The 14912-nt window shown below is 61.9% G+C and carries 11 protein-coding genes; 5 read left to right on the forward strand and 6 right to left on the reverse strand.

What is annotated here, in order from left to right; all coding sequences use genetic code 11:
* Positions 1–15 precede the first annotated feature (15 nt).
* On the reverse strand, positions 16–1506 hold the full coding sequence (locus tag ACF8O8_RS13775; protein ID WP_003253547.1) for an aldehyde dehydrogenase family protein: 1491 nt from the start codon (positions 1504–1506) through the stop codon (positions 16–18).
* Between the two features lie 135 nt (positions 1507–1641).
* Between ACF8O8_RS13775 and ACF8O8_RS13780 the strand changes: the two genes are divergently transcribed.
* Both ACF8O8_RS13780 and ACF8O8_RS13785 read left to right on the forward strand, forming a co-directional pair.
* Positions 1642–2532: a LysR family transcriptional regulator gene (locus ACF8O8_RS13780; RefSeq protein WP_010955772.1), complete on the forward strand. Its 891-nt coding sequence runs from the start codon at positions 1642–1644 to the stop codon at positions 2530–2532.
* Between the two features lie 175 nt (positions 2533–2707).
* Entirely contained in the window at positions 2708–4102 is a 1395-nt protein-coding gene (locus ACF8O8_RS13785; RefSeq protein WP_004575228.1) for a VOC family protein, read from the forward strand.
* Positions 4103–4200: 98 nt separating this feature from the next.
* Here the strand turns inward: ACF8O8_RS13785 and ACF8O8_RS13790 are convergent, their stop codons facing one another.
* Positions 4201–5127, reverse strand: a complete 927-nt coding sequence (locus ACF8O8_RS13790) for a LysR substrate-binding domain-containing protein (RefSeq protein ID WP_010955774.1) — start codon at positions 5125–5127, stop codon at positions 4201–4203.
* 157 nt (positions 5128–5284) lie between these two features.
* On the opposite strand from ACF8O8_RS13790, the gene ACF8O8_RS13795 reads away from it, so the two are divergent.
* Entirely contained in the window at positions 5285–6673 is a 1389-nt protein-coding gene (locus tag ACF8O8_RS13795) for a NorM family multidrug efflux MATE transporter (protein WP_392509853.1), read from the forward strand.
* A 31-nt stretch (positions 6674–6704) separates the two neighbouring features.
* Here ACF8O8_RS13795 and ACF8O8_RS13800 read toward each other — a convergent pair whose 3' ends face one another.
* Positions 6705–8372 carry a putative bifunctional diguanylate cyclase/phosphodiesterase gene (locus tag ACF8O8_RS13800; protein WP_392509854.1) on the reverse strand — a complete coding sequence of 556 codons (1668 nt, stop codon included), beginning with the start codon at positions 8370–8372 and terminating at the stop codon, positions 6705–6707.
* Between the two features lie 296 nt (positions 8373–8668).
* Between ACF8O8_RS13800 and rep the strand changes: the two genes are divergently transcribed.
* Both rep and ACF8O8_RS13810 read left to right on the forward strand, forming a co-directional pair.
* A complete protein-coding gene (rep, locus tag ACF8O8_RS13805) occupies positions 8669–10678 on the forward strand; it encodes a DNA helicase Rep (RefSeq protein WP_392509855.1) in 2010 nt (669 codons plus the stop codon).
* Positions 10679–10742: 64 nt separating this feature from the next.
* Complete coding sequence (locus ACF8O8_RS13810) at positions 10743–11315, forward strand: xanthine phosphoribosyltransferase (RefSeq protein ID WP_003253535.1); 573 nt, start codon at positions 10743–10745, stop codon at positions 11313–11315.
* A gap of 109 nt (positions 11316–11424) precedes the next feature.
* On the opposite strand, the gene ACF8O8_RS13815 is transcribed toward ACF8O8_RS13810, so the two are convergent.
* The 3 genes from ACF8O8_RS13815 to ACF8O8_RS13825 form a co-directional block, all read right to left on the reverse strand.
* The gene (locus ACF8O8_RS13815; RefSeq protein ID WP_392509856.1) at positions 11425–13284 is read right to left on the reverse strand and encodes an acetyl-CoA hydrolase/transferase C-terminal domain-containing protein; all 1860 of its coding nucleotides are present in this window, start codon (positions 13282–13284) and stop codon (positions 11425–11427) included.
* Between the two features lie 78 nt (positions 13285–13362).
* Positions 13363–14202 (reverse strand): RHS repeat-associated core domain-containing protein, encoded by an 840-nt coding sequence (locus tag ACF8O8_RS13820; protein ID WP_392509857.1) that lies wholly within the window; start codon positions 14200–14202, stop codon positions 13363–13365.
* Positions 14203–14428: 226 nt separating this feature from the next.
* Positions 14429–14833, reverse strand: coding sequence for a cytochrome c5 family protein (locus tag ACF8O8_RS13825; RefSeq protein WP_033723760.1), 405 nt, complete (start codon positions 14831–14833; stop codon positions 14429–14431).
* Positions 14834–14912: the final 79 nt, after the last annotated feature.

Raw genomic sequence — 14912 nt, forward strand, 5'->3', positions numbered from 1 at the left:
TGCAGCATCAATACATCAGTCGAACACGATACCCTGCGCCAGCGGCAGCTCGCGCGAGTAGTTCACGGTGTTGGTCTGGCGACGCATGTAGCCTTTCCAGGCATCCGAGCCCGACTCACGGCCACCGCCGGTTTCCTTCTCGCCACCAAACGCACCACCAATCTCGGCGCCGCTGGTACCGATGTTGACGTTGGCGATGCCGCAGTCGCTGCCCGAGGCGCTCTGGAAGCGCTCGGCTTCACGGATGTCGGTGGTGAAAATGCACGACGACAGACCTTGTGGCACTTCGTTGTTCAGGCGCAGGGCCTCCTCGAAGTCGTCGTAGGCCAGCACGTACAGGATCGGTGCGAAGGTTTCGTGGCGCACCACGTCACTTTGCGCCGGCATTTCAGCAATGGCTGGCGAAACGTAGTAGGCGTTCGGGTACTGGTCGGCCAGCTGACGCTCGCCACCGAATACCTGGCCACCTTCGTCGCGGGCCTTGGCCAGTGCGCCCTGCATGGCGTCGAACGACTGCTTGTCGATCAGCGGGCCGACCAGGTTGTCTTTACGTGGGTCGCCGATGCGCACTTTGCCGTAGGCGGCTTTGACGCGGGCAACCACTTCGTCCTTGATCGAACGGTGCACGATCAGGCGGCGCAGGGTGGTGCAACGCTGGCCGGCAGTGCCGACAGCCGAGAACAGGATGCCGCGCACGGCCAGGTCCAGGTCGGCGCTCGGGGCCAGGATCATGGCGTTGTTGCCGCCCAGTTCCAGGATGCTGCGGCCGAAGCGGGCAGCAACGCGTGGGCCGACTTCGCGACCCATGCGGGTGCTGCCGGTGGCGCTGACCAGCGGTACGCGCGGGTCGTCGACCATGGCTTCGCCAGCTTCACGGCCGCCGATCACCAGTTGTGCCAAGCCAGCCGGAGCATCGCCGAAGGCTTTCAGGGCTTTTTCGAACAACGCCTGGCAGGCCAGGGCGGTCAGCGGAGTCTTCTCGGACGGTTTCCATACCACCGAGTTGCCGGCCACCAGGGCCAGGGCGGTGTTCCAGGCCCACACGGCAACCGGGAAGTTGAAGGCGCTGATCACGCCGACCACACCCAGCGGGTGCCAGGTTTCACGCATGTGGTGGCCTGGGCGCTCGGAAGCGATGGTCAGGCCGTACAGCTGGCGCGACAGGCCAACGGCGAAGTCGCAGATGTCGATCATTTCCTGCACTTCACCCAGGCCTTCCTGGGTGATCTTGCCGGCTTCGATCGAGACCAGCTCGCCGAGGTCGGCCTTGTGCTCACGCAGCACTTCGCCGAACAGGCGCACCAGTTCGCCACGGCGCGGAGCCGGCACACTGCGCCAGGCTTCGAAGGCGCTCTGGGCCTGATCGATGCGGGCGATGGTCTCGGCCTTGCCGAGCAGTTTCACCGAGGCGATCTGGCTGCCGTCGATCGGCGTGTGAACAGGGTAGTCGCCCTGGGTGTAAGCCTCGGCGGCAACGCCAAGGCGCTCGAGCAATCCAGCAACCATTTGTGCATCTCCTACATCGGTGATGGGGTGGAAAAATGATGTGGATCAGTATTAATCCGATCACATAGGTACAACAAACGACCTTTATTCCGCATATCATTCCGTCAGGTAATGATTTGAGCCGCAGAGACCGCTATGTCAAAACGCCTGGTACCCTCCATGACCGCCCTGCAGTGCTTTGAAGCTGCAGCCCGCCATCTGAGTTTTACCCGTGCCGCCGAAGAACTGCACCTGACCCAGAGCGCGGTCAGCAAGCAGGTGGCGCAGCTGGAAGACATGCTGCGCCACCACCTGTTCCTGCGCATCCGCCGGCGCTTGCAGCTGACCCCGGCCGGCAGCCTGTACCTGGCCGAGGTCAACAAAATCCTGACCCAGGTGGATATGTCCAGCCGCTATGTGCTCACCTACGGCGAGCAGACCGAGATATTGAAGGTAGCCACTCAACCGAGTTTTGGCGTGCGCTGGTTGATCCCGCACCTCAAGGGGTTTGGCAAACGGCACGGCAATATCCACCTGGACATTCGCAACGAGATGGAGCCGTTCGCCCTGCTGCAAGGCTCGGCTGACGTGGTGTTCTTCTATGGCCAGGGCACCTGGCCGGGGGCCACTTGCGTGGAGTTGTTTCGCGAGGAGGTGGTGCCGGTGTGTGCGCCAGAGCTGCTGGCCGGGCGCAAGCTGGCCGGTGCCGAGGAGCTGGCCGAGCTGGTGCTGCTGCAAAGCACCTCGCGCCCGGAGGCCTGGCATGAGTGGTTCCTGGAGCAGGACCTGCAGAGCGTCAGCGCTTACCACGGGCCGCGCTTCGATACGTTCTATATGGCGTTGAGTGCAGCACAGGCCGGGTGCGGGGTAGCGCTGGTGCCGCGCTACCTGGCGGCGAAGGAACTGGCCGACGGTAGCCTGGTGGTGCCGTGGAACCATGCAATGCGCAGTGCCGGAGCGCATTACCTGGCGTATGCCGAGCATGCGGCAGAGGTGCCAAAGGTGCGGGCGCTGGTGGAATGGATTGGCGAGCAGTTGCAGGTTTGACGGCCTCTTCGCGGCTAAAGCCGCTCCTACGGGGACCGCGTAGGCGCGGCTTTAGCCGGGAAAGGGCCGTCGAGGTCGATCAAAAAAGGAATGACACACTCACTTTTTTTCGCTTGTGAGCAAAGTGCATTCCCAGCTTTCATGTAAGCGTCCGAACCCAACCAGGAAGCTAGCGATGCCCGCCAACGATTTCGTCAGCCCAGACAGCATCCGCGCGCAGTTCTCTGCCGCCATGTCGCTCATGTACAAACAGGAAGTGCCGCTGTACGGCACGCTGCTGGAGCTGGTGAGCGAAATCAACCAGCAGGTGATGGCCCAGCAACCCGAAGTGGCAGAGGCCCTGCGCTGGACCGGCGAAATCGAGCGCCTGGACCAGGAACGTCACGGCGCCATCCGCGTCGGCACCGCCGAAGAACTGGCCACCATCGCCCGCCTGTTCGCCGTCATGGGCATGCAACCGGTCGGCTATTATGACCTCAGCTCCGCTGGCGTACCGGTGCATTCCACTGCCTTTCGCGCGGTGCACGAGCAATCGCTGCATGTCAGCCCGTTCCGTGTGTTCACCTCGCTGCTGCGCCTGGAGCTGATCGACAACCCGCAGTTGCGCGAGCTGGCACAGAGCATCCTGGCCAAGCGCCAGATCTTCACCTCCCGCGCCCTCGAACTGATCGCCCAGTGTGAGCGCGAGGGTGGCCTTGACGCCGCGGATGCAGAGACGTTCGTGCAGGAAGCGCTGCACACCTTCCGCTGGCACCAGGACGCTACCGTCACGGCCGAGCAATACCAGCAGCTGCACGACCAACACCGCCTGATCGCCGATGTGGTGGCCTTCAAGGGCCCGCACATCAACCACCTGACCCCGCGTACCCTGGATATCGATGCAATCCAGCTCGGCATGCCTGCCAAGGGCATCCCGCCGAAGGCCGTGGTTGAAGGCCCGCCCACCCGCCGCCACCCGATCCTGCTGCGCCAGACCAGCTTCAAGGCCCTGCAAGAAACGGTCGCCTTCCGCGACCAACAAGGCCGCGAAGGCAGCCACACCGCGCGCTTTGGCGAAATCGAGCAACGCGGCGCGGCGCTGACGCCGAAAGGTCGCCAGCTTTACGACAAGTTGCTCGACGCTACCCGCGCTGCGCTGGGTGGCGCTCCGGCCGAAGCCAATGCCGAGCGTTACATGGCGCTGCTACAGGCAAACTTTGCCGAGTTCCCGGATGACCTGGCGCAAATGCGCGAACAGGGCCTCGCATATTTCCGCTACTTCGCCACCGAGAAAGGCCTGGCCGCACGCGACCAGGAAGGCCGCCCGACCACCCTGCAAGGCTTGATCGACGCGGGCCACGTGCACTTCGAGGCGCTGGTGTACGAGGACTTCCTGCCGGTGAGTGCGGCGGGGATCTTCCAATCCAACCTGGGCGACGATGCGCAGGCCGAATACGGCAGCAACGCCAACCGCGAAGCGTTCGAAGCGGCGCTGGGGTTGCAGGTACAGGATGAGCTGGCGCTGTATGCGCAAAGCGAGCGCCGGTCGCTGCAGGCCTGTGCACAGGCGTTGAACCTGGGTTCGATGTAAATCTGTACCGGCCTCTTCGCGGGCTCGCCCGCTCCCACAGGTACAGGGCATACGACCTGTGGGAGCGGGCGAGCCCGCGAAGAGGCCGGTGCAGGTGATCAAAGACGCGGCAGGATTTCCACATCCGGCAAATCCATTGCCGCCACCTCGCCTTCCAGGAACGCACTCAACCGCCGCAACCGCTCGCCGCCTCGCCGGGTGCGCGGCCACACCAGGTAGTAATCCATGCCGCTGGGCACCGCCGTCGGCCATGGCAGGCTCAAGCGCTTCTGCGCCACATCTTCGGCCACCATCAGCAGGTCGCCCATGGATATCCCGTAGCCACGCGCCGCGGCAATCATGCCCAGCTCCAGGGTATCGAACACCTGGCCGCCCTTGAGCGACACCTGGTCGCCAAGCCCCATCCGCTCCAGCCATTCCCGCCAGTCACGCTTGTCCACCGTGGGGTGCAGCAGTTCGACAGAGGCCAGCCTGCAAACATCCCAGGGCTCCTCGTCGAGCAGGTCCGGCGCGCCGACCGGGATCAGTAGCTCAGGGAACAGCTTGCGCACCTCCCACTCCGGCGGGAATACCCCGTCGCTGAGCAACACCGCGCAATCGAATGGCTCCTGGTTGAAATCCACATGGTCGACATCCATCCAGGCGCTGGTCAGCTGCACTTCATTGCCCGGCTGCAGATGCCGAAAGCGGCTAAGGCACGCCAGCAACCAGCGCATGGTCAGGGTCGAGGGGGCTTTCATGCGCAGTATGTCGTCTTCACCACACAAGGTTTCACAGGCCCGCTCAAACGCCGCGAAGCCCTCGCGCACGCCCGGCAGCAGTACCCGCCCCGCTTCGGTAAGTTGCAGGCTGCGGCCACTGCGCACGAACAGGCGGCAGGCAAAATGCTCCTCCAGCGTACGGATATGCCGGCTGATGGCGCTTTGGGTGATAGAAAGCTCTTCGCCCGCACGGGTGAAGGAGCTTAGCCGCGCGGCAGCTTCGAATGCGCGCAGGGCATACAGCGGTGGTAGCTGGCGTGGCATGAGGCACCTGCAATATGGGCGTGTGAGGCAAATCACCGAGAAGCCTATATACATGAGTTCAACTCATGCCAACTATCGCTTTTATCCTTTTGTGCAAAGTTGACCGAAGCCTCAGAATCGCCCTTCGTTGATCACCCCAGAATGAAGGACTGCCCCCATGCACGTCGCGCCCACCACAGAACTCAAGGCTTTGCTGCGCCTGGCCGGGCCGCTGATTGCCTCGCAGTTGGCGCACATGCTGATGGTGCTGACCGACACCCTGATGATGGCCCGCATCAGCCCTCAGGCTTTGGCGGGTGGTGGCCTGGGGGCAGCCAGCTATTCGTTCGTATCGATCTTCTGCCTGGGCGTGATCGCCGCCGTCGGCACGCTGGTGGCCATTCGCAAGGGTGCCAACGACATCGAAGGCGCCACCCGACTGGCGCAGAACGGCCTGTGGCTGGCCTGGGCCTTGGCGCTGTTCGCCGCGCTGGTGTTGTGGAATCTTGAACCTGTGCTGCTGCTTTTCGGGCAGAAGCCCGAGAACGTGGCCTCGGCCGCCGAATTTCTCACCCTGCTGCCACTGGCCCTGCCCGGTTATCTGACCTTCATGGCCTTGCGTGGCTTCACCAGCGCGCTGGGTCGCTCGACCCCGGTGATGGTCATCAGTTTGTTCGGCACGGTGCTCAACTACCTGTTCAACGTGGCACTGATCGAAGGCATGTTCGGCTTGCCCAAGCTGGGCCTGATGGGTATCGGTCTGGTCACCGCAGTGGTGTCGATGGGCATGGCCACTGCCTTGGCGTTGTATATCCGCTGGCATCCGGCCTATACCGCCTACCCGCTGCGCAAGGGCCTGTCACGCCCATCACTGGCGGCCCTGCGCGAGCTGTGGCGGCTGGGCCTGCCGATTGGCGGTACCTACATGGTGGAAGTGGGCCTGTTCGCCTTCGCCGCGCTGTGCATGGGCGTGCTGGGCAGCACCGAACTGGCGGCGCACCAGATTGCCCTGCAGATCGTGTCCACGGCATTCATGGTGCCGACTGGCTTGTCCTATGCGGTGACCATGCGCGTCGGCCTGTACTACGGCGCTGGCAACCTGCTGGCGGCGCGCAGCGCCGGGCGGGTGGGCATCGGGTTTGGGGCCATGATCATGTTTGCCTTCGCCACGCTGTTCCTGCTGCTGCCCGAAGCACTGGTAGGCCTGTTCATCGACCGTAATGACCCGGCCTTTGCCGCGATCTTCCAGGTGGCCGTGCAGTTGTTGATGGTGGCGGCGTGGTTCGAACTGTTCGACGGCATGCAGACGATTGCCATGGGCTCGATCCGTGGGTTGAAAGATGCCAAGACCACCTTCCTGATCGGGCTGGTGTGCTATTGGCTGGTGGGGGCGCCGAGTGCCTGGCTGTTCACCTTTACGCTGGGCGGTGGTGCAGTAGGGATCTGGTGGGGGCTGGCGCTGGGGCTGGCATGTGCGGCGGTGGCGCTGACCTTTGGTTTTGAGTGGCGGATGAAGCGGTTGTTGGGGAAGGCTTGGGCTACCGGGAAGGCGACGGCTTCGGCCTGACGTGGGGGCCTATTCGCGGGTAAACCCGCTCCTACAGGACGGCCTCCAACTGGCGTCCGGGCGCCTGCAGCAAATACGCCATCAATTCCCCTATCGGTAGCGGTTTGCTGACCAGGAAGCCTTGCACCTGGTCGCAGCCAAACCCGCGCAACAACCCCAGCTGCTCTTCACTCTCCACACCCTCGGCCACCACCTCGAGGTTGAGGTTGTGCGCCAGGTTGATCATGGCGTGTACCAGCTTGCGGTTCTCTTCGCGCATTTCCATTCCCGCAACAAAGCTGCGGTCCACCTTGAGCAAGGTGATCGGCAGGCTGTTGAGGTGCACGAACGAAGAAAACCCGGTGCCGAAATCATCGAGCGAGAAGCGCACGCCCAGGCGGCCCAGCGCGTCCATGGTCTGGCGCACCACCTCGTTGCGGCGCATCACCGCTGTCTCGGTCAGCTCGAACTCAAGCCAGCGGGCATCCACACCGTGCTCAAGGATCAGGCGACTCAACGTGGCCAGTAGCTGGCTGTCCTGGAACTGACGGAAACTCAGGTTGACCGCCATGTGCAGCGGTTCCAGGCCACGCTCGCACAATGCCTGCATGTCGCGCAGGGCACGGGAAATAACCCAATAACCCAAGGGCACGATCAGGCCGCTCTGCTCGGCCAGTGGCACGAACTCACTGGGTGGCAGCAGCCCACGCTCGGCATGGCGCCAGCGCACCAGCGCCTCCAGGCCAACAATGCGCCCGTCAGCCAGGTTCAGGCGGGGCTGATAGTGAAGCTCCAGTTCGTCGCGGCGCAGGGCGCGGCGCAACTCGCTTTCCAGGTCGGCAAGGCTGCGGGCGTTGCGGTTGATGCGTTCGTTGAACACATGGAAGGTGCAGCCCTGGCTGCCCTTGGCCTGACGCATGGCGATGTGCGCGTGCCACATCAACGGATCGGCGCCGCTCTGCGCGCGAGCATGTGCAAGGCCCAGGCTGCAGCCCAGCAGCAGGCTCTCGCCGTCGATCCAGTAGGGCTCGGCCAAGGCCTCGACGATGCGCTCGGCAATCCATTCGGCGCGATTGGCATCGCGACGGGTGTCGATCAGCAGGGCGAACTCGTCGCTACCCAGACGTGCCAGCTGGTCACCCGCCTCCAGCTGATGCTTCAGCCGTGCCACCACCTGCAGGATCAACCGGTCACCGCTCTGGTGGCCCAGGGCGTCGTTGACGTGGCGGAAGTTGTCCAGGTCCAGGTGGCCAAGCGCGACACCACGGCCTTCGTTTTCGGCCAGGCGTGCATTGAGCAAAGCCTGGAAGCCCTGGCGGTTGGCGATGCCGGTCAGCGGGTCCTGCTCGGCAAGGCGCTGCAAGGTGGCGACCAGCACCCCTCGCTCTCGCACATGGCGCAGTGAGCGGCGCAGGGTATCGGCGTTGAGCTGGTCGCGCACCAGCCAGTCACTGACAGCGCTGGGCGCTGCCTCAGGCTCGTGTTCAAGCAGCAGAATAGTCGGCAGCTCGCAACGCCCGGGGGCGGGCTGCAAGGCGGGTGTTGCCAGCACGACGGCCTGGCGATCATGGCTGAACAGGCTGTCGACCGCCTCCCAGTTTGGCGCAGTCAATAGCACGGCGCTGCCACCGAGTGCAGGCATGCACGCGTGCAACGAGGCAGCCCATTCCGGCTCATCGGCCAACAGCAGCAAACGCAGAGGTTCGACAGGCGTGGACAAGCGGGCTCCTTAGGGCTTGACGGTGCAACGAGATCTGGCGGGCATGCTACTGCATTCAATGAAAATGATTTTCAATTTTATGCATGTTTTTTCGATCGTAGCATTCCGACGTATTTTGTCGTGCATCCTGCGCGAAACGAATCAAACCGGCAAATATGATTTTTTCAGCTACTAGCATTAGTGACACTAATAATTAGATGGACAAAAGTCTGACTCAGACGTCAGACGGTCGCGCCACAACGGCCCCATGCCTGTTAGAATGCGCGGCTATTTTCTGGCGACCCCCGGTTTCTAGCATGTCCCGACTCAATCCCCGGCAGCAGGAAGCCCGTGACTATGTCGGCGGCCCTCTTTTGGTGCTCGCCGGTGCAGGTTCGGGCAAGACCAGCGTGATCACGCGCAAGATTGCCCACCTCATCCAGAACTGCGGCATCCGCGCCCAGTACATCGTGGCGATGACCTTCACCAACAAGGCCGCGCGCGAGATGAAGGAGCGGGTCGCCACCTTGCTGCGCCCGGGGGAAGGCCGTGGCCTGACCGTGTGTACGTTCCACAACCTGGGCCTGAACATCATCCGCAAGGAACACGAGCGCCTGGGCTACAAGCCGGGTTTCTCGATCTTCGACGAGTCCGACATCAAGGCGTTGCTGTCGGACATCATGCAGAAGGAATACTCCGGCGACGACGGCATCGACGAGATCAAGAACATGATCGGTGCCTGGAAGAACGACCTGGTCCTGCCGCCAGAAGCCCTGGAAAAGGCGCGCAACCCACGCGAGCAGACCGCAGCCATCGTCTACACCCACTATCAGCGTACGCTCAAGGCGTTCAACGCAGTGGACTTCGATGACCTGATCCTGCTGCCAGTCAAACTGTTCCAGGAGCACCCCGAGGTGCTGGAACGCTGGCAAAACCGTGTGCGCTACCTGCTGGTAGACGAATATCAGGACACCAACGCCAGCCAATACCTGCTGGTGAAGATGCTGATCGGCATGCGCAACCAGTTCACCGTGGTGGGCGACGACGACCAGTCGATCTACGCCTGGCGCGGCGCACGCCCTGAGAACCTGATGCTGCTCAAGGAGGACTACCCCTCCCTGAAGATCGTCATGCTCGAGCAGAACTACCGCTCCACCAGCCGCATCCTGCGCTGCGCCAACGTGTTGATCGCCAACAATCCGCATGCGTTCGAAAAGCAGCTGTGGAGCGAAATGGGCGTGGGCGACGAGATCCGCGTGATCCGCTGCAAGAACGAGGAAGCCGAGGCCGAACGCGTGGCCATGGAAATCCTCACCTTGCACCTGCGCACCAACCGCCCGTACAGCGACTTTGCCATCCTTTACCGCGGCAACTACCAGGCCAAGCTGATCGAACTGAAGTTGCAGCACCACCAGGTGCCGTATCGCCTGTCGGGCGGTAACAGCTTCTTCGGCCGCCAGGAGGTCAAGGACCTGATGGCCTACCTGCGCCTGCTGGTGAACCCGGACGATGACAACGCCTACCTGCGGGTAATCAACGTGCCGCGCCGCGAGATCGGCTCCACCACCCTGGAAAAGCTCGGCAACTACGCCACCGAGCGCGGCATTTCGATGTACGCCGCCAGCGAAGAGCTGGGCCTGGGCGAGCACCTGGACGCGCGCTACACCGAGCGCTTGCAGCGTTTCAAGCACTGGCTGGACGGGGTGCGCCACAAGGTTGCCCTGGAAGACCCGATTGCCGCACTGCACGAGATGATCCGCGACATCGACTACGAGAACTGGATCCGCCAGCAGACCGCCAGCGACAAAGCTGCCGAGTTCCGCATCAGCAACGTCTGGTTCCTGGTCGAAGCGCTGAAGAACACCCTCGAGAAGGACGAAGAGGGTGACATGACCATCGAGGACGCCATCGGCAAGCTGGTGCTGCGCGACATGCTCGAGCGCCAGCAGGAAGAGGAAGAGAACGCCGAGGGCGTGCAGATGATGACCCTGCATGCCTCCAAGGGCCTGGAATTCCCCTACGTGTTCATCATGGGCATGGAAGAGGAAATCCTCCCGCACCGCTCCAGCATCGAGGCCGACACCATCGAAGAGGAACGCCGCCTGGCCTACGTGGGCATCACCCGCGCGCGCCAGACCCTGGCCTTCACCTTCGCCGCCAAGCGCAAGCAGTACGGTGAAATCATCGACTGCACGCCCAGCCGGTTCCTCGACGAACTGCCACCGGACGACCTGGCCTGGGAGGGCCTGGACGATGCGCCGGTCGAGGTGAAGGCCGCTCGCGGCAACAACGCCCTGGCCGATATCCGGGCAATGCTCAAACGCTGATCAACCATTACTCTTTAACTTTGCCGCCTCCAGCGGCAACCTTTGTTACATCGAGGAAATCACAGTGGAAGCACTGCATCAGAAGATTCGCGAAGAAGGCATCGTGCTTTCCGATCAGGTTCTCAAAGTCGACGCGTTTCTCAACCACCAGATCGATCCGGCGCTGATGCAGCTGATCGGTGACGAGTTTGCCCGCCTGTTCGCCGATGCCGGCGTGACCAAGATCGTCACCATCGAAGCCTCGGGCATTGCCCCAGCGGTGATGACCGGCCTGAAACTGGGTGTGCCGGTCATCTTCGCTCGCAAGCACCAGTCGCTGACCCTGACCGAAAACCTGCTGACCGCCTCGGTGTATTCCTTCACCAAACAGACCGAGAACACCGTGGCCATTTCGCCGCGTCACCTCAACAGCAGCGACCGCGTGCTGGTGATCGATGACTTCCTGGCCAACGGCAAAGCCTCCCAAGCGCTGATCTCGATCATCAAGCAGGCAGGTGCCACCGTGGCGGGCCTGGGTATCGTGATCGAGAAGTCGTTCCAGGGCGGCCGTGCCGAACTGGACAGCCAGGGTTACCGCGTTGAATCGCTGGCCCGGGTGAAGTCGCTGGAAGGTGGTGTGGTCAGCTTCATCGAATAAACGCGACACCTGCTTCGCGGGCACGCCCGCTCCCACAGGTGCAGCACAGGTCTCGAACGCTGTGCCGTACCTGTGGGAGCGGGCGTGCCCGCGAATGGCCGCAACCCTTTTATCTGGTTGCCGCCAGCCCCGCCAACAACAAGCGCTGGTAAAGTTCTTCTTTAAGCCCCTGCGGCTGCCCCAACTGCATCCGCTCCAGGTGGCTTTCATACCCCTCCGGCCCCGGTGCATCCAACGCTGCCTTGCCCAGCTCCAGCACCTCGCTCAGCTTGAACTTGCTCTTCAACCAGTTCAGCGCCCGCAACAGATCCCGCTCCTCGGCCGTAAAGTCCGTGCCCATCGGATACTCCGGGAACAGCCGCGCATGCTGTGCCCTGATGGCCTCCAGGCGTTGCGGGGTATTGTCGGTAAAGCGCGCCTCCAGCTGAAAGTCGTCGGCAAGCTTGCCAGCGTCTTTGGCCTGCTTGATCAGGCCCGGCTGAAACCGCGAATCGCTCACCGCCAACAACCGCGCAATCACTTCGCTGTCAGTCTGCCCACGCAAGTCCGCAATGCCGTACTCGGTCACCACGATATCGCGCAGGTGCCGGGGAATGGTGCAGTGGCCATAGGTCCAGAACAGGTTCGAGGTCACCTCCCCGCCTGCCTCGCGCCAGCTGCGCAAGAGCAGGATCGAACGCCCGCCCTCCAGCGCATGGCCCTGGGCAACGAAGTTGTACTGCCCGCCCACGCCACTGAGCACGCGGCCGTCTTCCAGCTGGTCGGCCACCCCGGCGCCGAGCAGGGTCATGCCAAACGCGGTGTTGATGAAGCGCGCATCACGACGTTGTCGGCGCTTGAGTGCCTCCTGCCCATAGAGCTCGTTGATGAAGCTGATACGGGTCATGACAAACTGCGCGCGCTGCTCCAGCGGCATCTCGCGCAAGCGCTGGTAGAACGCTTGCGGGCCGAGGAAAAAGCCGCCATGCAGTATTGCGCCTTGCTCGTCCGCCGGGCGTCGTAGCAGTCCTGCTTCGGCCAGCACCAGCAAGCCGTTGACGAACATCTCGCTGCAGCCGTACAAGCCGTGGGTAAGGGTGTCCAGGCCCCCTTCTCGCTCGATCAACGCCTGCCACGGTCCGACATCCAGCGCCTTGAGCACCGCACGGTAACCGGCGTTGTCGCCCTGACGTGCCAGCAATGCCGCGGCAACCGCATCGCCCATGGCACCAATGCCGATCTGCAGGGTGCCGCCGTCACGCACCAGGCTGCTGGCGTGCAGGCCGATGCAGTGGTCCTGAATGCCAACCGGCATGTTTGGTGTGGAAAACAGCCGACGTTGCTCGACTTCATCGAGCAGCAGGTCGAAGGCATCGATGGGCAGCTCGGCATCGCCTGGCATGTAGGGCAGTTCGGCATGCACCTGGCCCAGCATGAGGATGGTTTCGCCTGCAGCGCGGCGCTTGGCGATCATCGGCAGCAGGTCGAGGGTGATGTCTGGATTGCAGGCCAGGCTCAGGTGCACGGGCTTTTCGGGGGTGGCGGCCACCAACTGGGCTATCAGGTTCAGGCCCTTGGCGTTGATATCACGTGCGGCGTGGCTGTAGTTGCTGCTGACGTAGTCCTGCTGGGCCGATTCGCTGTGCAGCAGGCTGCCGGGCTGCATGAAGAACTGTTCGACCCGAATATTGGGTGGCAACGTGTCGTTGCGCAGGTCTGCGAGGTAACTGAGCTCTTCGTAGTCAGCAAAGACACGCTCGACGAAGGGTTCGAGAAAGCGCCGCTGCAGGCCATCGCCCAGTGGCGGGCGGCCGAGGGAAAGTGCAGTATAGATGGTCAGGCGCCGTTCGGGCAGCTCGCGTACGCGGGCGTAAAGCGCGTTGACGAAGGCGTTGGGTTTGCCCAGGCCCAAAGGCAGGCCCATGTGGATATGGGTTGGCAGCCGGGACAAAACCTGCTCGACAGCCTGGTCGATGGCGCAGAGGTGCATCAGAGCCTCCTGAAACATCGGTGGGTTCAGGGGTTGGACATGAGCTCAAGCGGGTTGGTTGCCTAGGGCAAACTCTGGTCACCACCTTACTTTAAGCGTCTTACTAATTAAAAATGGAAATACCACTTCTTCGCTCACATGAACCTTGTGATACGCGCTCTTATCGATCGCTATCGCATTTTTATGAACATACCAATAGTCCTTACCGCGAACCCAGGACTCAGACTCATGCACGTAAAACCCTACTAAAGATCCGTCCTGACCTGTGAAGTTGCTGGCCCCATAAATATTCGTTGTTCCATAAACGTGCGCGCCGTAAGATCCATCCTTTGTATAGCCAGAATCGAGCCCGCTCAACAGTGATTGAACATGCTCTTTCTGAGTACCATGCACCATTCTCAATACATAGCCATCCGGCACACTTTTCGGCGATTTGACCACCTTGATCTTTGTATCGGAAGTTATATCACTGTATGTCTTGGTAATCACTTCGGTTTCAAAAATAATCGCCCGGTGCAACTTACCATACGTCGTAGGCTTTTTCTTTGGAAAAAAATACCTGAACAATCGCGAGACAAATTTGAAGAAAGAGAAATAACCGCTCGGGTCTTCCCGGTTAACCGGGTCTCCTAGGCAGTAGGCATAAGAGTTCAGACCACCCGCTGCGAACGGGCTCATGCTGTCCGGGCTAATAAAGCGCATCAATGATGGGTTAAATGCTCGACGACCGTTACCCAGTAGATAACAGCCGGTAGCAGGGTCCTGTCGGCCACCATTAAAACCGAGCATGCTCTGGGACGTCGAGAGATAGCCATAAGGCGAATAGGCCAGAGGCCGAAGGGCGCTGCCGGGGATCAGCTTTTGCGGCTGTGTTCGACCGGCTGCATGTTGCTCGGGACAGTTATCGCCCAGATCCATTGTTAGCCACCACTTCAATCAGAAGCGTCAGTGTTCTTCAGAACCCTGAAAAATAGAACTGGTAAAAATGCTAGTTCTCATGGAATCAGGCTCAGCCCGATTGGGGCTTCTGGAGACATCCATGGACATGGCTCTAGCGGGTTGGTTGCCTGTGCTGGACCTTTCTCGGGCACCACAAAAACAAAGCCCGCCATCAACGGCGGGCCTCATGCAATTCAGCTGTAAATCACAACCCGGACATTTTCTTGATCGCCCCTTTCAGGTCTTCATCCGAGCAGTCTGCACAGGTGCCCTTTGGCGGCATGGCGTTGATACCAGTAATGGCCTTGGCCAGGATGCCATCCAGACCGCCCTGGTGGTCGGCGCGTTCTTTCCACGCGGCGGTGTCACCAATTTTAGGCGCGCCGAGCAAGCCGCTGCCATGGCAGGCATTGCAGTGCTTGGCGATGATTTCATCCGGCGTCTTGGCTCCCCCGCCACCCGCTGCAGCGGCCACTTCCATGCCTTTGCACTCCTGGCCCTGGACGCACACCTGGCCAACCGGCTCCAGGCGTTTGGCAATGTCGTCATTGGTCGCAGCGGTTGCGCTCATTGCCCAGAGGGCGAATACGGCTGCTGGTACGGCCAGCATCTTCTTGATTTGATTCACGCGAACACCCTCATGGTGGCTAATCACGCTCGCGGCCACGGATCGGCGAGCGTTGAAAAGT

Origin of the sequence: Pseudomonas sp. TYF_14, from assembly GCF_043105275.1 — a bacterium.
In the GTDB taxonomy this organism is placed as follows: domain Bacteria; phylum Pseudomonadota; class Gammaproteobacteria; order Pseudomonadales; family Pseudomonadaceae; genus Aquipseudomonas; species Aquipseudomonas alloputida.

Coding starts and splice junctions, on each gene's coding strand:
- ACF8O8_RS13775 (WP_003253547.1), bottom strand. CDS start 1,506: ATGGTTGCTGGATTGCTCGAGCGCCTTGGCGTTGCCGCCGAGGCTTAC.
- ACF8O8_RS13780 (WP_010955772.1), top strand. CDS start 1,642: ATGTCAAAACGCCTGGTACCCTCCATGACCGCCCTGCAGTGCTTTGAA.
- ACF8O8_RS13785 (WP_004575228.1), top strand. CDS start 2,708: ATGCCCGCCAACGATTTCGTCAGCCCAGACAGCATCCGCGCGCAGTTC.
- ACF8O8_RS13790 (WP_010955774.1), bottom strand. CDS start 5,127: ATGCCACGCCAGCTACCACCGCTGTATGCCCTGCGCGCATTCGAAGCT.
- ACF8O8_RS13795 (WP_392509853.1), top strand. CDS start 5,285: ATGCACGTCGCGCCCACCACAGAACTCAAGGCTTTGCTGCGCCTGGCC.
- rep (WP_392509855.1), top strand. CDS start 8,669: ATGTCCCGACTCAATCCCCGGCAGCAGGAAGCCCGTGACTATGTCGGC.
- ACF8O8_RS13815 (WP_392509856.1), bottom strand. CDS start 13,284: ATGCACCTCTGCGCCATCGACCAGGCTGTCGAGCAGGTTTTGTCCCGG.
- ACF8O8_RS13820 (WP_392509857.1), bottom strand. CDS start 14,202: ATGGATCTGGGCGATAACTGTCCCGAGCAACATGCAGCCGGTCGAACA.
- ACF8O8_RS13825 (WP_033723760.1), bottom strand. CDS start 14,833: ATGCTGGCCGTACCAGCAGCCGTATTCGCCCTCTGGGCAATGAGCGCA.